The 25824-nt window shown below is 43.6% G+C and carries 22 protein-coding genes; 10 read left to right on the top strand and 12 right to left on the bottom strand.

The window, feature by feature from the left end; genetic code table 11:
• Nucleotides 1-66 precede the first annotated feature (66 nt).
• Together AY607_RS04195 and AY607_RS04190 are read left to right on the top strand one after the other, a co-directional pair.
• Nucleotides 67-1497: a pyridoxal phosphate-dependent aminotransferase gene (locus tag AY607_RS04195; protein WP_064101862.1), complete on the top strand. Its 1431-nt coding sequence runs from the start codon at nt 67-69 to the stop codon at nt 1495-1497.
• A gap of 213 nt (nt 1498-1710) precedes the next feature.
• Nucleotides 1711-2922: a YbfB/YjiJ family MFS transporter gene (locus tag AY607_RS04190; protein WP_064101861.1), complete on the top strand. Its 1212-nt coding sequence runs from the start codon at nt 1711-1713 to the stop codon at nt 2920-2922.
• Here AY607_RS04190 and AY607_RS04185 read toward each other — a convergent pair.
• From AY607_RS04185 to icd, 3 genes are all read right to left on the bottom strand, one after another.
• Nucleotides 2901-3458, bottom strand: coding sequence for a M23 family metallopeptidase (locus AY607_RS04185; RefSeq protein ID WP_064101860.1), 558 nt, complete (start codon nt 3456-3458; stop codon nt 2901-2903). The two genes, AY607_RS04190 and AY607_RS04185, sit on opposite strands and share 22 nt — an antisense overlap.
• Before the next feature lie 143 nt (nt 3459-3601).
• Nucleotides 3602-3727: a hypothetical protein gene (locus AY607_RS15300; protein ID WP_263600643.1), complete on the bottom strand. Its 126-nt coding sequence runs from the start codon at nt 3725-3727 to the stop codon at nt 3602-3604.
• A 293-nt stretch (nt 3728-4020) separates the two neighbouring features.
• Nucleotides 4021-5277 (bottom strand): NADP-dependent isocitrate dehydrogenase, encoded by a 1257-nt coding sequence (icd, locus tag AY607_RS04180; RefSeq protein WP_064096649.1) that lies wholly within the window; start codon nt 5275-5277, stop codon nt 4021-4023.
• Nucleotides 5278-5471: 194 nt separating this feature from the next.
• Between icd and AY607_RS04175 the strand changes: the two genes are divergently transcribed.
• A complete protein-coding gene (locus tag AY607_RS04175) occupies nt 5472-6260 on the top strand; it encodes an rRNA large subunit pseudouridine synthase E (RefSeq protein WP_064101859.1) in 789 nt (262 codons plus the stop codon).
• An 8-nt stretch (nt 6261-6268) separates the two neighbouring features.
• Here AY607_RS04175 and AY607_RS04170 read toward each other — a convergent pair whose 3' ends face one another.
• Both AY607_RS04170 and AY607_RS04165 read right to left on the bottom strand, forming a co-directional pair.
• Nucleotides 6269-7642, bottom strand: a complete 1374-nt coding sequence (locus tag AY607_RS04170) for a heavy metal sensor histidine kinase (RefSeq protein WP_064101858.1) — start codon at nt 7640-7642, stop codon at nt 6269-6271.
• Complete coding sequence (locus AY607_RS04165; RefSeq protein ID WP_064101857.1) at nt 7639-8310, bottom strand: heavy metal response regulator transcription factor; 672 nt, start codon at nt 8308-8310, stop codon at nt 7639-7641. Before AY607_RS04165 ends, AY607_RS04170 begins: the two co-directional genes overlap by 4 nt.
• Before the next feature lie 120 nt (nt 8311-8430).
• Here AY607_RS04165 and AY607_RS04160 point away from each other — a divergent pair, with 120 nt between their 5' ends.
• Nucleotides 8431-8928, top strand: coding sequence for a GlcG/HbpS family heme-binding protein (locus AY607_RS04160; protein ID WP_064101856.1), 498 nt, complete (start codon nt 8431-8433; stop codon nt 8926-8928).
• Between the two features lie 70 nt (nt 8929-8998).
• On the top strand, nt 8999-9397 hold the full coding sequence (uraH, locus tag AY607_RS04155) for a hydroxyisourate hydrolase (RefSeq protein WP_064101855.1): 399 nt from the start codon (nt 8999-9001) through the stop codon (nt 9395-9397).
• A gap of 383 nt (nt 9398-9780) precedes the next feature.
• On the opposite strand, the gene AY607_RS04150 is transcribed toward uraH, so the two are convergent.
• Nucleotides 9781-11484, bottom strand: coding sequence for a M61 family metallopeptidase (locus AY607_RS04150; protein WP_064101854.1), 1704 nt, complete (start codon nt 11482-11484; stop codon nt 9781-9783).
• Nucleotides 11485-11659: 175 nt separating this feature from the next.
• On the opposite strand from AY607_RS04150, the gene AY607_RS04145 reads away from it, so the two are divergent.
• The 3 genes from AY607_RS04145 (at nt 11660) to slyD (ending at nt 15122) form a co-directional block, all read left to right on the top strand.
• Complete coding sequence (locus AY607_RS04145; RefSeq protein WP_064101853.1) at nt 11660-12973, top strand: D-alanyl-D-alanine carboxypeptidase family protein; 1314 nt, start codon at nt 11660-11662, stop codon at nt 12971-12973.
• A gap of 243 nt (nt 12974-13216) precedes the next feature.
• Complete coding sequence (locus tag AY607_RS04140) at nt 13217-14503, top strand: NAD(P)/FAD-dependent oxidoreductase (RefSeq protein ID WP_064096641.1); 1287 nt, start codon at nt 13217-13219, stop codon at nt 14501-14503.
• Nucleotides 14504-14639: 136 nt separating this feature from the next.
• Nucleotides 14640-15122, top strand: a complete 483-nt coding sequence (slyD, locus tag AY607_RS04135) for a peptidylprolyl isomerase (protein WP_064096640.1) — start codon at nt 14640-14642, stop codon at nt 15120-15122.
• A gap of 170 nt (nt 15123-15292) precedes the next feature.
• On the opposite strand, the gene AY607_RS04130 is transcribed toward slyD, so the two are convergent.
• The 6 genes from AY607_RS04130 to AY607_RS04105 form a co-directional block, all read right to left on the bottom strand.
• Nucleotides 15293-16066 carry a M48 family metallopeptidase gene (locus AY607_RS04130; RefSeq protein WP_064096639.1) on the bottom strand — a complete coding sequence of 258 codons (774 nt, stop codon included), beginning with the start codon at nt 16064-16066 and terminating at the stop codon, nt 15293-15295.
• Between the two features lie 112 nt (nt 16067-16178).
• Nucleotides 16179-16487: a hypothetical protein gene (locus AY607_RS04125; RefSeq protein WP_064096638.1), complete on the bottom strand. Its 309-nt coding sequence runs from the start codon at nt 16485-16487 to the stop codon at nt 16179-16181.
• Between the two features lie 153 nt (nt 16488-16640).
• A complete protein-coding gene (locus AY607_RS04120) occupies nt 16641-17960 on the bottom strand; it encodes an adenylosuccinate synthase (protein WP_064096637.1) in 1320 nt (439 codons plus the stop codon).
• 70 nt (nt 17961-18030) lie between these two features.
• Nucleotides 18031-19197: an ATP phosphoribosyltransferase regulatory subunit gene (locus AY607_RS04115; protein WP_064096636.1), complete on the bottom strand. Its 1167-nt coding sequence runs from the start codon at nt 19195-19197 to the stop codon at nt 18031-18033.
• Between the two features lie 483 nt (nt 19198-19680).
• Nucleotides 19681-19992, bottom strand: a complete 312-nt coding sequence (locus AY607_RS04110) for a hypothetical protein (RefSeq protein WP_064096635.1) — start codon at nt 19990-19992, stop codon at nt 19681-19683.
• A gap of 192 nt (nt 19993-20184) precedes the next feature.
• Nucleotides 20185-21207 (bottom strand): type I glyceraldehyde-3-phosphate dehydrogenase, encoded by a 1023-nt coding sequence (locus AY607_RS04105; protein WP_064096634.1) that lies wholly within the window; start codon nt 21205-21207, stop codon nt 20185-20187.
• Between the two features lie 389 nt (nt 21208-21596).
• On the opposite strand from AY607_RS04105, the gene alaS reads away from it, so the two are divergent.
• The gene (gene alaS, locus AY607_RS04100) at nt 21597-24290 is read left to right on the top strand and encodes an alanine--tRNA ligase (RefSeq protein ID WP_171255275.1); all 2694 of its coding nucleotides are present in this window, start codon (nt 21597-21599) and stop codon (nt 24288-24290) included.
• A gap of 64 nt (nt 24291-24354) precedes the next feature.
• On the top strand, nt 24355-25635 hold the full coding sequence (locus AY607_RS04095) for an aspartate kinase (RefSeq protein ID WP_064101851.1): 1281 nt from the start codon (nt 24355-24357) through the stop codon (nt 25633-25635).
• Nucleotides 25636-25824 lie beyond the last annotated feature (189 nt).

Below are 25824 nucleotides of genomic sequence, written 5' to 3'. Positions count from 1 at the left end.
ATTAAATGATTCTATGTGAGCAAATTTAGTGATATCCTTAGTTTTAAATTTGCTCAGGATTAAAAAATGTCGCAAAAGAAGAGCGTAATTTTTAAAAATCTGCTGCCTGTGATCAAACAGTATCAACAGCTTGGATTTACGCATGAGAAAATTGTTGCACTACTCCGCGATGATCACCATCTCGATCTAGTCACAACTGAGACATTTAAAAGTTATTTATATCGTTATGCAAAAGTGACCTCCACTCCATCCGAGAACATCAAAATGCCGAACACTATCCAATCCCCTCGCGAAATCAAGAAATCATCCAAGCTTGATCATGTTTGCTACGACATTCGCGGACCTGTGTTACGAGCGGCCATAGAGATGGAAGAAGCTGGCCATAAAATCATTAAATTAAATATTGGTAACCCTGCCCCATTCGGCTTTGAAGCGCCGCAAGAAATTATCAATGATGTAGCTTTAAACCTGCCAAATGCGATTGGCTATACCGATTCCAAAGGGATTTTCCCGGCGCGTAAGGCCATCTGCCAGTATTACCAGCAAAAAGGTATTCTGGATATGCACGTCAATGACGTCTATGTCGGTAATGGGGTATCGGAACTGATCGTAATGGCCATGCAAGGCCTTCTGGATGATGGCGATGAAATGCTGATTCCGATGCCAGATTATCCGCTCTGGACGGCAGCAGTGAATCTGTCTGGTGGTACAGCGATTCACTATAAATGTGATGAAGAAAATCACTGGTATCCAGATATTGCCGACATGGAAAGCAAAATCACGCCGAATACCCGCGGCATTGTGATTATTAACCCGAATAACCCGACTGGTTCGGTTTACCCACGTCATGTCTTGCAACAAATCGTCGACTTGGCCAAGAAATATGACCTGATTTTATTTGCTGACGAAATCTATGACAAAATTGTCTACGATGGGATCGAGCATGTTGCTGTGGCTGCCTTGGCAGGTAATCAACTTTGCGTATCATTTAACGGCTTGTCTAAAGCGTATCGTATTGCCGGTTACCGTTCGGGCTGGATGGCAATCACTGGTGACAAGTCTCGTGCAGCAGATTATATCGAAGGTCTGGATATGCTGGCGTCGATGCGCCTGTGCGCCAATCATCAGGCACAATATGCGATTCAGACTGCGCTGGGCGGTTATCAGTCCATTAACGACCTGATTCGTCCAGGTGGGCGTTTATATGAACAGCGCAACATTGCCTGGGAAATGCTGAACGAGATCCCCGGGGTATCTTGTGTCAAGCCTGAAGGTGCAATGTACTGCTTCCCGAAACTGGATCCGAATGTGTATCCAATTCAGGACGATGAAAAACTGATGCTGGATTTGTTACGCGCAGAGAAAGTACTTCTGGTTCAAGGTACAGGCTTTAACTGGCCGACACCGGATCATTTCCGTGTAGTATTCCTGCCGGCTGAAAATGAACTGCGTGAAGCTATTACGCGTGTTGGCCGTTTCCTGGCCAAGATGCGTTAATTCCGGCACCAGACGATATAAAAAACCGCATTTTTAAATGCGGTTTTTTTTACTTTTTTGAAAAGTTCAGGTTTTAACTTATACATTTTAAAAAGCCTGGCGGTTTTCTTGCACAAATTTCTGTACTCCAGGGTTTCTTAACGGGCAATTCCTCCTCAACCATAAAAATTCATGTTATTTTTTGACCAAATATAAAATTCTATGAGTACACGGATGTCCTCAAATACAATAAAACTCAGCCTACTCCTCTGTCTTAGCATGTGCTTAGGTATTGGTATTCTTCGTTTTTCTTATACCGCCCTGTTACCTGGTACACGCGAAGCCTTTGGCTGGAGTACAGATTTTGCCAGTCTCTTGGGCAGTGCCAATTTGCTGGGCTATTTGATCGGCGCATTTACCGCCATGCGCCTGCCTCAAGACCGGAGTATGAGCACTTATATTCAAATTTCAGCCTTTGCCGGCATGTTCAGCCTGATGTGCTGTGCATTTTCTGGTTTTTCTGAAGCATGGTATATCGCTTGGCGGATTATTTCCGGGATCAGCGGTGGACTAATGATGATCTTATCGCCGAGTGTGGTCGCGCAATGCTGTGAACTTCAAGACCGTCTTAAAATCAACTTTATTGGTTTTAGCGGAATTGGAGTAGGTGTTTTAGTTGCAACCCTGTTTCTGCCTTATCTGGATCAAATTTCCATCCAGACTGCATGGCTGATCTTGTGGGGCTTTGCCCTGCTTATGTCTATTGTTTTAAGCTTACTACTACAGCAGTTTAAACCCTATCTTTCTCTACAGGCACCTGCTGTTACCGCTCATCTCCCTCTGAATAGTATTTTTTATAGTTTATTGACGGTCTACGCCTGTAGTGCATTCGCCTATATACCGCATTCACTCTTCTGGATTGATTATTTAAGCCAGCAGTTGGGATTGAGCTTGTTCTGGATTAATTTCAACTGGATTCTGTATGGACTCGGCAGTGCCTTGGGTGCTTTGAGTGCTTATGCACTGGCCAGAAAATGGGGTAATTTTGCTGCACTGAAAATTCTTTATAGCCTTTATATTATGGCCATTTTTATTGCGACTCTAGATGCCTATCCCTTACTCACTTTTAGCTCTTCCTTTTTTACCGGGATGCTAAATCCCGCTGTGGTCTTCCTGACCTCTTACACCATTCTACAACTGTATGGATTGGCTTATAAAAAACTCTGGAGTATTGCCACCTTATGTTTTGCCGCTGTTCAGCTGATCGGTGGTCTTAGTTTCAGTGCGCTACAGTATCTGGGATTAAGCTACCATCAGCAGTTTATATTGGCTGCATTTGTCCTTTTATTGGGAACAATGCAACTATTCTGGTATACAGGTTTCTCCAGACTCAAAACCAACAAACACATTCAGCCAGATTCTACTCAAGGAGAAGGTACCAAATAAGGATACGGATTGGTAGCCCCTTGCCCCCCTAAATAAATCCCATAATGTAAATGCGGCGGGGTATTTTTAGCATTACCCGTATTACCCACATAAGCAATGACTTCACCTGCCTCAACCCAGTCACCTTCCTGAATATGTTCTGCATAATCGTCCAGATGTGCATAATAATGTTGGCTCATATTTGGACCGGTCACCCAGATGATTTTTCCACCCAGATTATTGGTCCCAATCTTCCCTACAATACCTTGAGTCGCACTAAATACAGGTGTACCACGTTTGGCAAAAATATCTGTACCTTCATGTTTGCGACCAGCACTACGTGCTGCTCCCCAGGTATCATTGATTTGGCCGACTCTAACCCCTTCCACCGGAATCTGTAGCGGCGCTTCTAACTCGGTTCTTTGTAATTGCCAATATAGATATGGGCTTTTCCATCCCGCTGCCTGACCTGACGGCGGTGGCTGACAGGCCGTCAGTAAAAACCCCATAGACAACAGTAAGCTTATAATCCAAAGAAATTTCACCAATATTCGCATCTAATTAAATAAATGACTTTTATCTTAATCACAACCGCCTAATTTAAAATCATAATCCTGTTATTTTTAGTGATGATTTTATATAAGCTTTTAAATAACAAAACCCTCAAATGAGGGCTTTGTTATTTAGGTTAAAAAAGAGATTACCTGCGTTTTTTTGCGCGAGATGGTTTCGATGGTTGTTGTTGCTGTTGTTGCTCTTCGTTCTGAGCATTGTTCTGCTTGTCTTTTTGCTGGACCTGCTTATGCTTCGCTCTAGTTTTCGCCATTATATACTCCTTTAGAGAACCGTCTCTATATCACTGGAAGTTCCATTCATTACTGTACCGTGTATACAAAATAAGCCAATCGCTGAGCTGTATCCAAATACGTTAATGTAATACAAATTTCACTAAGTCATTCAGCTATGAGCGAATCATTTTGGGGCTTATTACACTTCTTACATAAATTTGCAGCCTGATACCCATTTTAACTTTCAGCTAAAATCACTTAAACTTTTAGTGAAAAAGCAGCTATAAAAAAACCCGCAGTTAATGCAGGTTTTGATTTATAAATTACAGTTTTAAGCATCCATGTTGTCAATGATGGCCTGACCAAACTCAGAACAACGAAGTAAAGTTGCACCTGGCATCAGGCGCTCGAAATCATAGGTCACCGTTTTTGCCGCAATTGCCCCTGAAATACCCTTAATGATCAGGTCGGCAGCTTCTGTCCAGCCCATATCGCGCAGCATCATTTCTGCAGACAGAATAATCGAGCCTGGATTCACCTTATCTTGTCCGGCATATTTAGGCGCTGTCCCGTGGGTTGCTTCATAGACTGCAATCGAACCGCCAATATTGGCACCTGGTGCAATCCCGATTCCCCCGACTTCCGCAGCAAGCGCATCAGAAATATAATCACCATTTAAGTTCAGTGTGGCAATCACGGAATAATCTGCCGGACGCATCAAGATTTGCTGCAAGAAAGCATCGGCAATGACATCCTTAATAATAATGTCTTTACCTGTTCTTGGATTTTTGATTTTAACCCACGGTCCACCATCCAAAAGCTCTCCACCAAAACGTTCTAGCGCAACTTCATAGCCCCATTCTTTAAACGCCCCTTCAGTGTATTTCATGATATTGCCTTTGTGTACCAAGGTCACACTCGGCTTGTCATTCTCAATAGCAAACTGGATAGCTTTACGCACCAGTCGCTGGCTACCCTCTTTGGAGACAGGCTTGATCCCGATCCCACAATTGTCTTCAAAACGAATGTTGGTTACACCCATTTCTTGTTTCAGAAACTTGATCACTTTTTTTGCTTCGGGAGAATCTGCTTTCCATTCAATTCCGGCATAAATATCTTCTGAATTCTCACGAAAAATGACCATGTCGGTCAGTTCCGGATGATGTACCGGTGACGGTACACCTTCAAACCAGCGTACCGGACGCACACAGACATATAAATCCAGTTCCTGGCGTAATGCCACGTTCAGGGAACGAATCCCCCCACCGACTGGCGTAGTCAGTGGACCCTTAATAGATATCACATAATCTCGCAGCGCTTCCAGAGTTTCTTCAGGCATATAAATGCCATAAATTTTATTAGCTTTTTCACCGCAGTAGACCTCCATCCATTCGATGGAACGCTTCCCGGCGTATGCTTTTTGCACAGCAGCATCTACCACAGCCTGCATTGTTGGTGTAATATCAACACCAATTCCATCCCCCTCAATAAATGGGATAATTGGATTATTTGGTACGTTGAGTGAAAGGTCTGCATTTACGGTAATTTTGGTACCATCCACAGGTACTACGATTTTTTGATATCCCATTATTAGTATTCTCCCTAATGCCGCTGACAAATCTTAAATAATTGCCAATTAGGCAATACTTTCAGCTGTTCTTAACGCATAATATTCTAATCCAGATTTGTTGTTTTTGAGATTTATACGGGAAATAACAAAGTTTCCCTTTTAAATAAACCTCTACATTTTTTAAATTAATGTAATTATAGAAGTTATTTCCTATGAAAATCGTCATTCTAAACAAACCTTATGACGTCCTCTCCCAATTCCGTCCGGATGAAAAGCATCCTACCATGGCCGATTTCGTCAACGACAAAGATCTGCGTCTTGCTGGCCGTTTGGACATGGACTCAGAAGGTCTGGTTTTTCTCACCGATCACGGTGGTCTCAACCAATATATCACCAATCCTGCCAATAAAAAGTTTAAAACTTATATGGTGCAGGTTGAAGGTGATATCACTGACGAGGCCCTTGAACAGCTTCGTAAAGGTGTTGAGCTGAAAGATGGCATGACGCTTCCTGCACGTGCTGAAAAAGTGTCTGAACCGGAATGGTTGTGGGAGCGTAATCCTCCTGTTCGTTTCCGTGCCTCTGTTCCGACGTCTTGGGTTGAGATTTCCATCTGTGAAGGTCGTAACCGTCAGGTTCGTCGCATGACTTCTGCTGTCGGCTTCCCGACCTTACGTTTGATCCGTACCAAAATTGGTGAGATTGATTTGGTTCGTATGGGATTGCAGCCGGGTGAGACCAGAGAAATTGAGCCATTACTTTACCCTGACTTCCAGAATATCCCTGCTGAAGAACCATATCGTTCACGTTCTTATGTGAAGAAGCCGGGGGGTACGGGTGGCAAACCAATCGTTCGCAAGAACAAAGATGGTTCCGTGAAAAAGTCTGGCACCAAACGCATCTGGCAAATGGACGAAAGCGAAAAGCCGAAACGTCGCACCAATGGTACTACTCGTCCAAATACCAAGGCACCACGTGGTCGTGGCCGGGGTCGTGGTTAAAGCTCAGCCTATTCATCAGGTAGTGACAGGCTAAATACCACGCCAGACGGCGTATTTTCTACAGTTGCTCCCCCCTGATGGAGCTGCATAATCGACTGCACAATGGCAAGGCCCAGACCACCCGTCTGGGCTTTTTCATGTCGGCTGTCATCTATCTGGTAAAAACGCTCAAATAAATGCGGATGATGCTCATCTGCAATCCATACCTCTGGCGTCAGCACCGATATTTTAATGCTATGGTTCAGTCGCTGTGCCGACACACTAATCTCACTCCCCGGCTGACCATAAGTAATGGCATTGCTGATCAGATTGGCAACTGCGCGCTGTAATAATGCGGTGCTGGCAGTCAGACTTAAATCTGATGGAACATTAATTTTTAAATGCATCTGCTTTTCTTCAGCCAGAAAACTGAAGTACTCAAGTAATTCTTGCAGCATCTCATTCAGATTGAAATGCTGTTTTTCAACCGTAAATCCACCATGCTCTACCCGCGCGATAAACAGCATGCTTTCAATCATCTGGCTTAGACGTTCATATTCTTCTAGGTTGGAATAGAGCAGATTTTCCAGTTCAGCAAGCTCGCGCGGCCGCGATAACAGAATCTGTGTTTGCCCGATTAGATTGTTTAATGGCGTGCGAAGTTCGTGCGAAATATCCTCAGAAAAACGTGCCAACTGCTGATATGCAGACTGAATATTACCGAGCATATCGTTCATGGCCTGACTCAGCTCTTGCACCTCCAGCGTATTACTCTGAACATCAATGTGCTGATTGGGCTGCTGAATATTGACCTGTGCTGTCGCCAGCATCAGCTGACGCATTGACTTTAGAATATAGCGTCCAGCCAGCCAGGCCATAAAGGTCGAGAGCAATATACCAAGCAGACTATAGAGCACCAGCTTTGATAAATAGGTTGCCAGTGCCCTTTGTCCTTCTGCCAACTGTTTACCTGCTACCAGCTGGTAGCTGCGACCCTCAAACTGCACCTGTTTAAAAGCCAGACGTGTTGAAGGATGTTCAGCCTGATTATTCTGAAACTGTAATTTGGAGGAATAATGCAATGCCGGAATATGAACCTGCAAAGGATTGATTTCGATCAGACGACTTTTTTGATGCTGCAGCAACAGTAAATTATCTTCCTGTCCCAGCATATTTTCATATAATTTGGGATGCTGGACCAGAAGTTTGAAACTCTGGGCATCTTCAAGAAAAATCTCAATCCGGGAAATACGAGCGGCCAGCGCCTGATCCTGCTGGGTCTGAATCATCTGTTGCATATTTTGATAAGACAGCAACGCCACACTCAGAAACACCACGCAAGACACCAGTGCAAATGCAATACTTAAACGTGTTGCCAACGGCAATAACACTGGGTTTTTCATGGACATTCATCTAGCTTATAACCCATGCCACGTACGGTATGGATCAGTTTTGGCGTGTAATGATCATCAATTTTGCTACGCAGCCTGCGAATAGCCACATCCACCACATTAGTATCAGTATTAAAATTAATATTCCAGACCATGGACGCAATCTGGCTCCGGGTCATCACCTGTCCCTGATGTTCCATTAACAATTGCAACAGCGCAAATTCTTTCTGGCTCAAGTCGATCTTTTGTCCGTTACGGTAAACCTCATGCTTTAAGCGGTTCAATACCAGATCTGAAACCTGATAGGCCTCCTGCTCCAGACGCGGCACACGGCGCAACAGACTTTTGATTCGGGCCAGTAATTCAATATAGGAAAAAGGCTTGGTCAGATAATCATCGGCACCAAGCTCCAGTCCTTTAACCCGATCTAGCACATGATCACGTGCAGTGAGCATTAATACCGGAATCTGGCTAAAAGTTCGCAGGGTGTGTAATACCTGCCAGCCGTCCAGGTCCGGCAGCATCACATCAAGCAGCACCAGATCAAAAGACTGTTGCTGCAAACACGATAATGCACGCACGCCATTTTCTGCGATGGCCGTACTATAACCTGACTCATTCAGTCCTTTTGCCAGATATTCAGCAATCTTGACTTCATCTTCTACAATTAAAATATGCATGTCAGTAGTTTAGCTGTTTTTAGCTAGTTCTAGATTACAAATTGGTAATCTGATTGTCATGCTGCACTGGCGGATTTTTTTCTAAGATAGCCCCAGTAGCCAATTGCATGAAAGATAACCATGAAAATTTCAATCGCCAACACAACCCTGACCTTGCTCAGCAGCGTATTACTACTCAGCTCAGTGGCGCATGCAGAATTTAAAACGGCGCCAGTCATGTCGCTAGAAGTAGCAAAGCTCATGGCCAGCAACGTCATGCTTGCTTGTCAGCAACAGGCCAAGCCGGCGGCAGTCGTTATTCTAGATCAGGGTGGCAACCTGCTGGCCAGCCAGCGCCATGAATCTGTCGGCATTCACAACCTGATTGCAGCGGAACGGAAAGCTTTCACCGCGTATTCAACTAAAACCAGCACACTGGATTTTATGCGCAATGCCCAGAAAAATCCGGATGCACAGAATCTGAATAGCTTGCCTGAATTGCTATTACTGGGTGGTGGTGTCCCTGTCATTTACCAAAACCAGATTGTAGGCGCAGTAGGCGTCGCAGGTGCAGGCGGCTCAGCACAGGATCATCAATGTGCTAATAGCGGCATTCAAACCACCTTAAAGCAGCTTTGATATCTTTTAATTAGTAATTTTTTATTCCTTTGATTAAACATTATTCCGTCATTCCAACGAGGAACACAACATGAAAAAAATCTTAATCGCGACTCTTGCCACTACTGCAGCAACTCTTTCTTTTGCCCAGAATCCGCTGAGTGTACACGTGCTGAATCTGGAAAATGGCTTGCCTTCTCCAAATGTAGAAGTGACGCTGGAAACACAGAAAAATGGCAAATGGGTACAGCTTTCACAAGCAAGGACCAATCCTCAGGGTCGTATCACAGCACTGTACCCAGAGAATAAAACCTTTGATAAAGGAATCTACAAAGTGACTTTTAAAACTGGTGACTGGTTTAAAACCCAAAAGCAAAACAGCTTTTTCCCGGAAGTACCGGTGATTTTTGAAGTAGATGGCTCAGTCAATCACTATCATATCCCGCTGCTATTAAGCCCCTATGGTTATTCAACCTATCGCGGCAACTAAGCTCTCCCACTTAAGGCCCACCCTCTTTGGGCCTTCCTTTTTTTTCTTGTTATTCTTTTATTGAAATGCCATTTACGATTCATATTTAGTGATCTAAAAAATAAAATGTATTCAAAAAAGGAGATTTGTATTGGATCAGCAAGTTAACCGGATGTTTAATCAGGACCAAGATGTCTTTGCGATACATTGACTGCTATAGCAGAACGCAAAGCCAATAATGGTCGTACTAGCATTTTATGATATTCAAATGAGGAATCAGCATCATTAAATCGCAAGCTAAATTCAATGGAATTTCCTGACTGCTCATTAAATAAATATCATGTTGATATTTAGTCAATAAAAAAACCGATGCCTAAGCATCGGTTTTAAAGTTTGAAATTGAATTAAGCTTTAAGCCACTTTTCAGCTTTGGCCTGATCTTCAACTTTCAGTTCAACTTCGGTCAGTTTAGAACCGCCTGCCTGAACTTCAAAAGTCATCAGCTCATCTCGACGGAACGCGTATACTGTAAAACTACCGTTCTGTTTTGCATAGCTTTCGAGAAGCTTGGTCGTGGCTTTTAGACCGTCAATCGCAATAATCACGTCATTGGCAGAAAGACCGGCCTGTACAGCCACAGCATCACGACGCGCAGATTGAACCAGTACGCCTTCCGGCTTATCTGCCAGCTTTAAGCCAAATGGCAAAGACTTGTCATTTTTCAGGCTATAACCAATACCAAACTCAGGTAAGAGCTGATCCAGCGGCAGTTCATCTGTCGTATTGATCAAGTGATTAATCTGTTCTGACCAATCATCACCTGTCAGTTCTTTGCATAATTCAAAGATTGTCCGTTCGTGCACCTGAATACCATTTTGCGCATTTTCATACAAACGGCGCATTAAGGCATCCAGACTTGAACCACGTAAACGCAGTCCCAAGTCCAGACAAAGTGCTACCAGACAACCTTTGTTGTAATAGCTGGTTCCGGCATTATTGGAGTTTTCATCCTGACGGTAGAATTTCACCCAGGCATCAAAACTGGATTCAGACACTGACTGAATCGCACGTCCCGGATTCTGCAAATAACGGTCAATCTGTGCTTTTAACAAAGCAATATATGATTCCTGATTAATCACGCCGCTACGCAGCAAAATCAAATCATCGTAATAGGAAGTAAAGCCTTCAAAGATCCACAGCAAAGACGTATAGCCTTCTCTGTTTAGATCATAGTTCACGAAGTTTTCAGGTCGAATAAACTTCACCAACCATGAATGGAAATATTCATGGCTACATAAGCCGAGGAAACGCTGATAATCTTTTGAAGGTTCTTCAGGTTCATTGGCTTTCGGCAAGTCATCGCGTGGTGTAATCAGGCTGGTCGAGTTCGGATGTTCCAGCCCCCCATAGCTGTTGCCGGTTGCCATCGTCATAAAAGTATAGTCCGCAAACGGTGCTGAACCAAACATGGAAATTTCTGTACGACAGATTTTTTCAATGTCCTGCTGCATACGCGTAGCATTCATGGCGTGTTTACCGGACACTACAAATTCATGTGGAATACCATTTGCTTCAAAACTGAAACGGGTTTGTTCTGCCAGCTCAAATGGCGCATCAATCAGTTCGGCATAGTTTTTAGCTTTCAGCGTGAAACGGCCTTTGACCAGACTTTTGGCCTGCATGCCGGTTGCCAATTGGAAATGCTTTAATTCATCTGGCAGGAAGATTTCCAGTTCAATTTCTTTATTTTCCTGACCTTCCAGCCCCAGACATGCACAAGCCGGGTTCACGTAGAGACGATTTTGATCCACGTATGCACCACGAACGGACAGGTCATAGGCATAGACATCATATTCCACCGTAATCAGCTCATGATCGGTGTTGAATAAACGCCATTTATTCTTTTCAAACTTCTGGATTTGTAGCTGGCGCCCATCTTCATCATAAGCCTTGACCGCTTCAATATGTTTGGAAAATTCCCGGATCAGATAGCTTCCTGGAATCCAGGTCGGCAATGACAAGACTTGCGTCGGATCAGCAAGAAAGCGAACAGTTACGTGAATAAGATGCTGACGATAATCGTCAAATTCGATTTGATAATGCAACATAATAGACGATATAAAATTAAAATAAATGAGATATAGCTTAGCTTAGCATTTTTTAAGCCAGGATGGTTTAGCTGTCTTATTTGTCTACATTTACGACTAGCTATCTGTATAAAAAAGGCATAGCATGCGTGAAAATTAAATCGTTCAACACCCAGCGGGTTATCAAGGAACACCATTGAAATACATCATCTCACTGATTGCGGTTTTCAGTTTATTTATTTCTGCATTTTCCCATGCTGCCCTACTCAATATTGTGCCTGAAAGCGTTGAAGCTGAAGCCTGGACCATTCTGGATTCACAATCTGGTCAAGTTATTGCCGAGCACAATGCTGATGTTCAGCGTGCTCCGGCCTCGCTAACCAAAATGATGGTGGCTTATATTGCCTTGAAGGAAATTGAGGCCAGAAAATTAAATAAAAATGAAGTTTTAACCGCGACTTCTGTGGTGAAAACTGTGATGTGGGATGAGTCACAGATGTACCTGAAAGAAGGTGATCAGATTTCAGTCGATCAGCTTCTGGCGGGCTTAATTATCATGTCTGCCAATGATGCTGCAGTCACGCTGGCTGAGAAAATTTCGGGTGGTATTCCGCAGTTTGTTGAACGCATGAATCAGGAAGCCAAAATGCTGGGCATGCAGCATACCAATTTCCAGAATCCGGCAGGTATTACCATGCCTGAACATTATTCTACTGCCGCAGATTTGGCCAGACTATCTATGGCAGTCGTCAATGAAACTCCGGATTATCTGTATTATTCCAAACAGCCAAGCTTTACCTATAACCGACATTTTCATCGCGCAACCAACCGTGTGCTTCAGGTAGATCCTACGGTGGATGGTTTAAAAACCGGTTTTACCCGTGCAGCAGGCTACAACCTGGCGCTGACGGCCAATCGTGTCACGGCAGATCTTGAAATGCCGAACCGACGTCTGATTGTGGTAGTACTGGGTACTAAAAGTGCGGCAAAACGCGCTGAAGTATCGCATAAGCTGATGAATCTGGCCTATACCTATACCCGCAATGAAGTAGCGATCAAAGATAAACAGCTACTGGCTGAGCTGCCTGTAATCAAATCAACCTTAAAAATGTTTAAGGTGCAGACCAAGCAACCGCAGATTATTACCACCTCTTTATATGATCAGGGGTATAGTATCGACCTGAATCAATTCGACCAGACCAATCAACGTATTATGCTGAATACTGGTGATGGCATTTTAAGAAGTATCGAACCTTTACAAGAAACCCAGACTCATATCAGTGTGGAAGTAAAGGCATCTGAGCTCATTGCGCCCTTGGCGACTATCATGCCTCTGGCAACCATTCAGGTCTATCAAAATAACCAGTTAATCCGTACTATCCTGATTGAAGATCATGTCGAAATTGAAGAAGCTAACCTGTTTCAGAAATTCTTTAGCTGGCTGCAAGGTTTATTTACTTTCTTTTCAGACTCTACACCAAGCGTAAAGCTTTATCCTCTAAATAAATAATAGCGCTAGCTGTCAAGTTAACTGTTCTTTAAGCCAGAAGATTTTTTCGCTGATCTTCTGGCAGATTTTCCTTTCTCCCTGCCTCACACCCTCAAGACAGGGAAACTTACCTGCCCTCACAGAATTGCTACGTTTTGTAATGTGTATAACAATTTTAACCAAGACGCGATCTGGCCCATGCCATAGTATATTTTCTTTCTATTTCTCTTATTTTTATTAAAAAAATAAACAGGTTAATCATATATGACAGCACATAAAATCGTGATTGTGGGTGGCGGTGCCGGTGGTCTGGAACTGGCGACTCAGTTGGGTGATAGCTTGGGTAAAAGCGGTAAGGCCCAGATTATTCTGGTCGATCAAAAACTGACACATATCTGGAAACCGCTGCTGCATGAAGTGGCTGCAGGTACCTTAAATCCACATCAAGAAGAAACCAATTATTTTGCTCATTCAGCAGCACATCATTATGAATTTGTCTTGGGTACATTCACAGGACTAGATCGTGAAGCCAAACAGATTCTGGTCGAAACAGAATATTTCTCCAAAACAGCCCAATCCAAGAAAAACCAGCATATTTCCTATGACACACTGGTACTGGCCTTGGGTTCTACCTCGAATGATTTTAATACCGAAGGGGTAAGACAGTTCTGTCATTTTCTCGACAGCCGTAAACAGGCGGATGTTTTTCAGCAGGACATGTTGCATCTCTATCTGAACGCACAGCATGAAGCTTCGAATCGTGAACTGAATATCGCGATTATTGGTGCCGGAGCAACCGGAGTAGAACTGGCAGCGGAGCTGGTAGAAGCCAAACATAATTTCTTTAAATATGGTTTAAACAAGGTTGACCCGAAAAAAGTAAAAATCACCTTAATTGAAGCGGCGGATCGCATTCTGACGGCACTCTCACCTAGAGTTGCTGAACACACCATGCAACAAATGGAAAAGTTTGGCATTGAAGTCTTGACCGGTCATCGGGTGGCCAAGGTCGATGAAGACAAGATTTATTTTGCAGATGGTTCAAGTCTGGATGCCGAGATTAAAGTCTGGGCCGCCGGTATCAAAGCACCTGAAGTCTTAGTGCAACTACAAGATATGGAAAAGGACAATATTCACCGATTGAAAGTCTATTCCACCCTGCAAACCAAATCTGATCCAGACATCTTTGCTTTTGGTGACTGTGCACATTGCCAACCTGCAGCAGATGAACCGGTATTGGGTCCACGCGCACAAGTCGCCAGCCAGCAGGCCAACTTTCTGGCCAATGCCTTAAAAGCCCGGATCAATGAGGAAAACTATTTGCCCATGTTTAAATTTTCTGACAAGGGTTCACTCATTTCCCTAAGTCAGAATAAAGCCGTTGGGGAATTACTCGGTCAGGTCAATGTGCAAGGCTTTGTCGCCAAATCAATGTATGTGTCCTTGTACCGGATTCATCAGGCAACCATTCATGGGTATGCGCATGCGGGCATTCTAACCGCAAAAGATTTTGTTACACGGAAAATATCTCCAAAGCTGAAATTGCATTGAAATTCCAGAATTTGACCCAATCAATGAAAAAATCGTCAATAAAATTGTCGAATTGCGTTTTTTTGCTAATTTTAGTCTACAAAAACGCAATTTCACTTTATGATGTACCCTTAAAAAATTGAATGGATCAATTAACATGACTGCTATTGCAAATAACCACGTGGTTTCTTTCCACTACACATTGACTAACGCAGAGGGTGAAACTCTCGATCAATCTCAAGGTGAACCACTTGCCTATTTGCACGGTGCAGGTAATATCATCCCAGGATTAGAAAACGCGCTAGAAGGTAAAACTGTAGGTGATAAATTCACTGTAAACGTTCCAGCTGCTGAAGGTTATGGCGAATACAATCCAGACCTAGTTCAAGAAGTTCCTGCGCAAATGTTCCAAGGCGTAGACAATATTCAAGCAGGTATGCAGTTCCAGGCTCAAACTGATGACGGCGTGCAAATCGTAACTGTTAAAGCAGTTGAAGGCGACAATGTTGTTGTTGATGCTAACTTCCCACTTGCTGGTCAAGATCTGACTTTTGAAGTTGAAATCGTATCTGTTCGTGAAGCTTCTCAAGAAGAATTAGATCACGGCCATGTACATGGTGCAGGTGGTCACCAACACTAAGATCTTCTGATCGGGTGTGATAAAGGGCAAAGTGCAAACTTTGCCCTTTTTTGTTGCCAAGAAAAATAACTCAAACAATGTCCATCAAAAAATGAGCCATAAAAAAGGCAGGATCAATACCCTGCCCTTTTAATCCCATCAAGATCTTTTTTCAAAGAATAATCATTGGATTATTTGTTTTGGTTATAAATCTGCATTGCTGCTGGCAACTGTTGACGCATCTGTCCAATACGCTGGCTATTCGATGGATGCGTAGACAGGAAAGCGACTCCGCCCCCACCTTCTAATTTATTCATTTTTTCCCACAGGGTAATGGCTGCATTCGGGTTATAGCCTGCACGCGCCATCAGCATCAAACCGCCTTGGTCAGCACGACTTTCCAGATTACGCGAGTACGGCAAACCAATCCCGATCTGACTACCCAGCTGTGCAGCTGCAGCGCCGCCCTGACCTACACCTGCTGCACTCAGGCCAATTCCCAAGGCCAGGTCAGTGAGGGCCTGCGCGCCGATTTTCTGCTTAGAGTGCTCTTCTAAGGCATGTACCATTTCATGACCCATAATTGCTGCAATTTCAGCATCAGTCAGATTCAGTTTATTCACAATACCAGTGTAGAATACGACTTTACCACCCGGGGCAACAAAGGCATTGACCTGGTCAGATTTAAGTACAGCCAGTTGCCACTGGAATGGCGTACCGGTTTGATTCATTTGGTTAGCAATCGGCTTCAAGCGATTAAACACGGTATTAATACGTTTATATGTGGCTGAACTGGTATCCAGCTGACCTTTATTGCGCGCATCATTCACCATGGCATTATAGCTTTGGCTGGCAGATGCATTTAAAGTCGCAGTATCCGCCCCGGCAATATCGGCAATGGTAGTACAACCCGACAATGTCACCACTGTGGCAGTGGCCATACTTAATAAAAGTTTATTCTTCATTATAATTAACTCTACCTTAGCTCAAGCTTAATTTACATTGTAAAAATTATAAGGGAAAGCATGCAGTAGCTAAACGTATAATTACTCCATCTTCTTATAAATTATGTAATTTTTAAGCCAAGTACTGTATCGCTAACCAGTAAATCAGACAAATAATATTTAAGCCCAGATACACCTGACTGAGAGGTTTTATTTTCTGTTCAAGTATTTCATCTTTACGTTTGAAATATAAAAAAGCATTTTGTAGCAAGATAACAGGCACCAGAATGCAGGCAATAATGACGCTGAGACCAATGAGTGCAGTATAAATAATCTCAGGATTTTGGGTTTGCGCACGAATAATCATCATGGCAATTGTTGGTGCCCCGCCCATCGCGAATAATAATGAATAAAACATGGTCGCCGATATATTTTTTTGCATCCTGATGCTCATTTTTCTTTCTTTATATATCGATATGTTAAAGCACATCACGCCGGATTACCGATGCAACTTTAGTCTTGAAATAACTACATAATTTCAACCTATAAAAAAACCCATCCGAAGATGGGTTTTTTTATTGAAGCTTAAAACAAATTAAGCATCGAATGGATGGCGAAGAATGATGGTTTCTTCACGGTCTGGACCCGTTGAAATGATGTCGATTGGACATTCAATCAATTGCTCAAGACGTTTTACATAGTTCAATGCAGCTTGTGGCAACTGATCCAGTGATTTCGCACCAAAAGTTGACTCAGACCAGCCTGGCATAGTTTCGTAAATCGGTTTTAAAGTTTCGAATGCAAGCGCATCAGAAGAACCGACACAACCAGAATCTGCAGCTTCATAGCCTACACAGATTTTCACTTCTTCCAAACCGTCTAGAACGTCAAGTTTAGTCAGGCAAATACCAGAAAGTGAGTTTACATCGACTGAACGGCGTAGAATTTCAGCATCGAACCAGCCACAACGACGTTGACGGCCAGTAGAGGCACCAAATTCATTACCAATCGTACCGAGGTGTTTACCAATCGCATCACCTGTGTCATTTGCAGCGTCATACACCAACTCAGTTGGGAATGGACCTGCACCTACACGGGTTGTGTACGCTTTGGTAATACCCAGTACATAATCAAGATGCAATGGACCCAGACCTGAACCAGAGCTTACGCCACCAGCAGTTGTATTCGAAGAAGTTACATACGGATATGTACCGTGGTCAACGTCAAGAAGTGAACCTTGCGCGCCTTCGAACATGATGTTGTCACCGTTTTTACGGTAGTTATGCAACTCAGTAGTTACGTCCACAACCAGGGGAGCAACAACCTTACGCCATTCGTCACACAGTGCCAGCACATCTTCTAGTTTAACTGCTTCAACACCGTAGTATTGAGTTAACTGGAAGTTATGGTAGTCCAGTAGTTCAGTCAGCTGAGCTGTAAGATGTTCACCACCACGTACCAGGTCAGCAACACGTACTGCACGACGTGCCACTTTATCTTCGTATGCAGGACCGATACCACGACCTGTCGTACCAATCTTCGCATTACCACGTTTTTTCTCACGCGCCTGATCAAGTGCGATGTGGTTTGGCAGGATAAGTGGACAGTTTGGAGAAATGCGTAAACGTTCTTTAACAGGAACGCCTTCTTTTTCAAGAATGTCCATCTCTTTGATGAGCGCTTCAGGAGAAAGAACCACACCGTTACCAATTAAGCACAATACGTTTTCACGTAAAATACCTGATGGAATGAGGTGTAAGACAGTTTTCTTACCACCAACCACAAGAGTGTGACCTGCGTTATGTCCGCCTTGATAACGAACTACCGCTGCCGCTTGATCTGTGAGCAGGTCGACGATTTTACCTTTACCTTCGTCGCCCCATTGGGTACCAAGTACCACAACATTCTTGCCCATAATAGCCTCATTACATCATGCTGTTAAAGTTGAAAGCCCCACTCAGTGACATGAACACTGAGCCAAGCAATTAAATCGTTTTGACTGTCCACTCGCCATCTACACGCACCAGCTGGTGCGTCGCATATGGTACAGAGCTTAAATCATCATTACCCAGTAACTGAATTACACTCAAGCCTTGTGCACGGAGGTTCTGAATTGCCTTCAGAAGATCTGCATCGTTGCCTTTAGGTGCAACTACCACCTGTATCGTATCAAACTGGCCTGCACTTAAAGCATATAAGTCACACGAGAAGCCAGTTGCAGGACGGGCACGCCCAAAATGCTCACCAATGCCATCATAACGGCCGCCTTGTGCCAGTGCAGCTGCACGGTTCGGCGCATACACGGCATACATCAGACCAGTATGATAATGGTACGAACGCAATTCAACTACATCAATACCAATGCTCAAGTTTGGCCAACGGGTCTGAACTTCATCCCTGGTGATTTGTAGTGCCTCAAAAGCTTGCTTGAATGCCGGATTTGCCAGCACTTCGGCGCTTAGATTTGCTTGCAATGCATCCAGGTCACTGGCATAGCGCCCAAGTGCATAAAAATCCTGACCAAATTTCAGCTCTGCCGTGAATTCTTCTAATTCCGGTAAAGCCTTGCGTTGGTATAAATCAGATAATTGCTGCTCAGCAACTTTGTTCAGGCCTGCTTGAGCCACCAGACTGCGGAATAAACCGACATGACCTAAGTCCAGATGAATACCATCTGCCTGGCCTGCCTCCTGAATCAGACTGATCATCAAGTCGACCATTTCAACATCGGCATCGATGCTGTCTGAACCAAATAGCTCTGCACCCAACTGTAGTGGCGCACGCGAGGTATTAAAGCCGCGAGGTTTGGTATGCAGGACGGTTCCTGCATAACAGTACCGTGCAACACCTTCCACTGGATGTACATGCGCATCAATACGAGCCACTTGTGGTGTCATATCGGCACGCACACCAAGTAAACGACCAGAAAGCTGATCGATCACCTTGAAAGTGGCTAAGTCTAAATCTTGATTCGATTCTGAGAGAGAAGATAGAGATTCGATGTATTCAATGAATGGCGTGTACACCAGCTGATAACCTCGAGATGCAAGGAAATCCAGTGATTTACGGCGCAGGCTTTCAATGACTTGCGCTTGTTCTGGTAATACATCAGCTACACCATCAGGTAATAACCATGTCTCTGAAATGGGCATGTTGTAAACCTAAATTCTTGTCAGCGCGGAACGAATCCGCATAAAAAAATCGGGAGCACACCCGATTTCTCCTAGTCTAGCACGATAGTTTTGGCTGTGCATCGCAAATTTTATAATTTTCGCCACCTGATGAAAGGATCAACAATTGTGTCAACTATCAGCATTTTATTGCATCTTAAAAACACAAAACCCAGCATTAAACCAAGGATAGTCCTATCATAATTTTTACCGTTTACACTGAGATTTCAGTTTTATCCCGTGACGGCAGAGAATTTAAGTTAAATAATGCATCTGGAACTTATTATCAGAAACCAGATCTGCTCATCCGCGTCTGAAAAACAATCGCGCGTAATCAAATGAGAATTGGGTCTATCAGCTGTGCCAGTACTTGACTTTATCCCCTCCATTTCACAGTTTATGCAAAATGGTTTTATCTGGCTGAATGCTCTCTATAGTCTGGTACTGCCCCCTTTCAAATGATCTTTAAAGGGGGTGGGATGATTTCTGGGGATCAACCACTTTAGTCAGTAAACTGACCAGCTCCGCATTTTGCAACTCAACCTGCTGAAGCTTTGTTGTGGTCTGATCCAGTACTTCCTGTTGGACATGCATTTTTTTGGCCAGATCCTGCATAATTTCCAGAGTCTTTTTTAAGTTTTCTTCAAGATGCGCGACTTTTTCTTCAACTGGCACACCTTGCTCGGTACGTGGCTCATCATTCTGATTAAACTGCAGCCAGATCAGAAAAATCACCGCCAAAGTCAGCAGTATAATAAAACCCCAAACCATCATCATGTGCTTGCTCTTATTTCATTTTATTGTTTTTATCTTAACGAAAAATACTGCAGATAATCTAACTAATTCAGCTTCAAATACTGATTTTCGATCAATTACAGCCAAATTCTCCTAAAAATTGGCTGGCAAAATATTCTGGACATGAAAAAAGCACCTTATCTTCGGTGCTTTAGGGATTTAAATAACTCGAACTTAATGAAATGATTCACATAAATCTAATAAACGGTTGGCATAGCCCCATTCATTATCATACCAGGCAAAAACTTTAGCTTGGTGTCCAACCACCAGCGTCTGAGTCAAATCCACAATCAGTGAATATGGAGAATGATTAAAATCACTGGATACCAAAGGCTCATCTGTTACCGCCATGATTTCTGCGAAGTCCTGCCGGGCAGCCTTGATCAGAACTTCATTCAGCTTGTGATCGGTAATCGGTGACTGAGAAACAAAGGTCAAATCAATTGCAGCGACATTAATAGTCGGCACCCGAATCGAATAACCATCGATACGATCTTCCATTTTCGGCATTACCCGCTTTAAGGCACCCAGTGCGCTCGAAGTCGTAGGAATGATGTTATGGCCCGAGGCACGTGCACGACGCAAATCACGATGTGCATGATCCAGTACCGATTGATCCGCCGTAACAGCATGGATTTCGGTCATCAGGGCGCTATTGATACCAAATGCATCATCGACAATTTTGACCAGTGGTACCAAAGCCTGTGTAGTACAAGAAACACTGGAAATGATCTGATCCGATGCTTTGACTTCATGATGATTGACACCATAGACAATCGCAGCATCCACCGTATCAAAAGGTGCGGCACCGATAATCACACGTTTCGCCCCTGCCTGAATATGCTGGGTCGCGGCTTCACGGGAACGGAACAGCCCGGTACATTCCAGCACCACATCTACAGCCAGATTTTGCCAAGGCAGTTTTGCCGGCTCGGCTTCACACAAAACCTGTACTTTTAAAGCGGCATCTTTATAGCTGATATGCAGATAAATATGTTCAGCATCATAGCTAAGATCTACCTGCCCTGAAAAACGGCCATGGGTTGAGTCATATTTAAACAGATGAATCAGGGTTTCAACATCGGCAATATCGTTAATGGCTACGATTTCAAAGTTAAAATCTTTCGGATTTTCAAACCATGCACGTAGTACATTCCGTCCAATACGCCCAAATCCATTGATTGCCACTCGTTGCATGACTCAACCTTTAATATGCCTATTTTAGAACTCTTCTATGTTAAAGGATTTCTTGCGCCGTACATTAAAAAACTTCAGTGAAAATACTGATTTTCGATTATTTTCTTTCTGATAGATCAGGTTCTCTCTGCATCATTTAAAATTCCAGTTATTTTTCAAGAGATGAAATTATCGGAATTTTGCCCTTAGAAAGATTCAATTTAACTATTTAGCAAAAAACCTAAGCACATAAATCCTTAGCAATTGGTTTTAAAATGATTGGTGCGTACTGCTTTTTCCGTTATAATTTGGCGTTTTAAATTTTTAAGCCCCACATTGCAGCAGAGCTTTTGTATGCTTGTCAGACTGTGGTGTTTTTGCCAAATCGGAAATTATGGAGTGACTTGGTTGTGAGTACTCGTTTTATGACATCAGCTGAAATTCGTGAAGCATTTTTGCGTTACTTTGAATCGCAAGGGCATACACGTGTCGCGTCGAGTTCTCTAGTACCCGCCAATGACCCAACTTTGCTGTTCACCAATGCGGGTATGAACCAGTTTAAAGATTGCTTCTTAGGTCTAGAAAAACGCGATTATGTCCGTGCCGTATCATCACAGAAATGCGTACGCGCAGGTGGTAAACACAACGACTTGGACAATGTGGGTTATACCGCCCGTCATCATACTTTCTTTGAAATGCTAGGTAACTTCTCGTTTGGTGACTACTTCAAGCGTGATGCGATCAAATTTGCCTGGGAATTCTTAACGAGCGATGAATGGTTAGCACTACCTAAAGATAAACTCTACGCCACTGTGTACCACACTGATGACGAAGCATTTGATATCTGGAACAAAGAAATCGGTCTAGATGCCAGCCGTATTATCCGCATTGGCGACAACAAAGGCGGTCAATACGCATCAGACAACTTCTGGGCAATGGGCGATACCGGTCCTTGCGGTCCTTGTTCTGAAATTTTCTTTGACCACGGTGATCATATCTGGGGTGGCCTGCCGGGCACGCCTGAAGAAGATGGTGACCGCTTCATCGAAATCTGGAACAACGTTTTCATGCAGTTCAACCGTACTGCAGATGGTGTGTTACACCCTCTTCCAGCACCTTCTGTTGATACAGGTATGGGTTTGGAGCGTATTTCTGCTGTTCTTCAGCACGTTAACTCAAATTATGAAATCGACCTGTTCCAGCACTTGTTAAAAGCGTCTGCTGAAATCATCGGTTTAGACACTTCTGAACTTGAAGCGAAAGCACAAGCTGAAGGCAAGCCCGTGGATTACCCTGCATCTTTAAAAGTGGTTGCTGACCATGCACGTTCATGCTGCTTCCTGATAGCTGACGGTGTAAACCCTTCAAATGAAGGTCGTGGTTATGTACTGCGTCGTATTATCCGTCGTGCAGTTCGTCATGGTAACAAACTGGGTGCGACTGGTTCATTCTTCCATAAAATGCTTCAGCCTTTAATTGATGTGATGGGCGCAGCTTATCCTGAACTTGAAGCAAACAAAGCACGCATCGAAGCACAACTGCTGAAAGAAGAAGAACAGTTTGCTAAAACACTTGAGCAAGGTCTGAAATTGCTTGAAGGCGAATTGGCAAATCTGAAAGGTTCTGTGATTCCAGGTGAAGTGGTATTTAAACTTTACGACACTTACGGTTTCCCGACTGACCTTACAGCGGATATCGCACGTGAACGTGATTTAACAATTGACGAAGCTGGTTTCGAAACTGAAATGGCTGCACAACGTCAACGCGCTCGTGATGCAGGCAAATTCGCAATCGACTATAACTCTGTTGTGAAAGTTGAAGGTGAAACTCAGTTTGAAGGTTATGACGCCACTGCTGGTCAAGGTCAAATCATCGCAATCTATAAAGATGGCGAGCAAGTTGACGAAGTAGTTGAAGGCGACGAAGCACTGATCGTATTGAACCAGACTCCTTTCTATGCAGAAAGCGGTGGTCAAATCGGTGATACAGGACTCTTCAAAAACGATACCGGTATTTTCGAAGTTCAGGATACCAAGAAATCTGGCGGTGCATTTGTACACCAAGGGATCGTGACCATGGGTAACTTGAAAGTTACTCAAAATGTAGAAGCAACGGTAAAAGCAGACATTCGTGCCGCAACTGCACGCAACCACTCTGCAACTCACTTGTTACACGCTGCTCTTCGTCAAATCCTGGGTGCACACGTCCAGCAAAAAGGCTCATTGGTTGCATCTGACATTTTACGTTTCGACTTTGCCAATGACCAGCCTGTGACTTTTGAACAGCTTCAAGAAATTGAACGTCTTGTGAATGCTGAAGTAATTGCCAATACTCCAGTTACGACTGAACTGCTCGACATCGAATCTGCAAAAGCCAAAGGTGCGATGATGCTGTTCGGTGAAAAATACGGTGAAGAAGTTCGCGTACTGTCTATGGGTTCTGTGATTGAAGAGAAAAACTTCTCCATCGAACTGTGTGGCGGTATTCATGTGAAGCGCACTGGCGATATCGGTCTGTTTAAGATCACTTCTGAAGGTGGTGTGGCAGCGGGTGTACGTCGTATCGAAGCAGTGACTGGTACCAAAGCAGTTGAAGTAGCTCAAAAAGCGGATCGTGATATCAACACTATTAATAGCCTATTAAAAGCTCAAAAAGATCAAACGATTGAGAAAGTTGAAGCGCTGGTTGATACAGCATCAAGCTTGCAAAAACAGATTGAACAACTCAATCAAAAATTGGCAAGCCTGCAAGCCGGTGAACTTTTAGGCCAGGTTCAAGAAATTGCAGGTCGTCAAACACTCATCACAACGGTTCAGGGGATGGATGCGAAATCACTGCGTAACCTCCATGACGGCGTGAAATCTAAATTAGAAAATGCAGTTATTGTTCTTGCAGGTGTAGAGGGTGACAAGGTGAGCTTGATCGCATCTGTTGCAAAAGACTTTACTGCTTCTATTAAAGCAGGTGACATCATCAAACACTTGGCAACTGAGCTCGGTGGTAAAGGTGGTGGTAAACCTGACTTGGCACAAGGTGGCGCACCACTTAACGAGAAGTTTGCTTCAGTGATGGCTGATTTACCAGCTTGGCTTGCAGCAAAATAAAAACTTCATTTTGTGTAACTGACCCTGATAGGAATATCAGGGTCATGGTTTATATGGAACAACTATGGCATTAATCGTTCAAAAATATGGCGGTACCTCTATGGGTACTCCAGAGCGCATTTTAAATGTTGCTCGTCGTGTAAAGCGCTGGCATGACCACGGCCACAAGGTAGTGGTGGTTGTATCGGCAATGAGTGGCGAGACCAATCGTCTGCTTGCTTTAGCGAAAGCCATTACCGAAACCCCTGATCCGCGTGAACTAGACCAAATGGTTTCTACGGGTGAACAGGTAACGATTTCCATGCTTGCAATGGCGTTGAATTCGATCGGGGTTGAAGCTAAATCTTTGACTGGACGCCAGGTTGGCATTAAGACTGACAGCGCATTTACCAAAGCCCGTATCGAGTCGATTGATACTGACGTATTGACTAAAAATCTGGACGCGGGTCGTGTAATTGTAGTTGCCGGCTTCCAGGGCTTTGATGCTGACGGCAACACAACAACTTTAGGTCGTGGCGGTTCTGATACTTCAGGTGTGGCACTGGCTGCTGCACTCAAAGCTGACGAATGCCAAATCTATACTGACGTTGATGGCGTATATACCACTGACCCTCGCGTTGCACCAAAAGCGAAAAAAGTCGACCGTATTTCGTTTGAAGAAATGCTAGAAATGGCATCACTTGGTTCAAAAGTTCTACAAATTCGCTCTGTTGAATTTGCGGGTAAATACCAAGTACCTTTACGCGTACTTTCAAGCTTTGACAATGACAATGATGGCGCGTTTGACGAAGAATTTAAAAACAACGTTGGCACACTTATTACGACTGAATTGGAAGACAACATGGAACAGCCAATTATCTCTGGTATCGCGTTTAACCGTGACGAAGCTAAACTGACTATCCTAGGTGTGCCTGATATTCCAGGTATTGCATCTAAAATCTTAGCACCGATTGGCGCTGCGAATATCGAAGTCGATATGATCATCCAAAACGTAGAAGAAGATGGTACGACTGACTTCACATTCACTGTAAACCGTGGCGAACTTGTAAAAGCAAAAGCAATTCTTGAAGCAACCGCTAAAGAAATTGGCGCACGTGAAGTTGCGACTCGTGATGACATCGTAAAAGTATCGATCGTAGGTGTAGGCATGCGTTCTCATGCAGGTGTAGCGAGCAAAATGTTCACCGCCCTGGCTGACGAAGGTATTAACATCCTGATGATCTCGACTTCTGAAATCAAGATTTCAGTCATCATTGAAGAGAATTATCTTGAACTTGCTGTACGTTCATTGCATACCGCATTTGGTCTAGACCGTGAACAAGGCGAATCTAGCGCACGCGCTTAAGCGAAAAAACAAAATATTGTCATTGTTTGACACTATTTTATAAAACTCTACAAAAATGCAGAGCCGCTATAGTTTTTTTTATAGTGGCTCTGTTATATTAAGCATGAGGATTTTTAACCAACTGAGATAGATTAAAGTCTTTCATTCAGGTGACAGAATTTCTATCCAGATATTATTTTATAATTTTTG

The sequence above is a fragment of the Acinetobacter sp. SFA genome (assembly GCF_001647535.1).
Lineage (GTDB): Bacteria > Pseudomonadota > Gammaproteobacteria > Pseudomonadales > Moraxellaceae > Acinetobacter > Acinetobacter pecorum.
The sequence above is the reverse complement of the archived record's forward strand: the minus strand, read 5'-3'. Positions and strand labels throughout refer to the sequence as shown.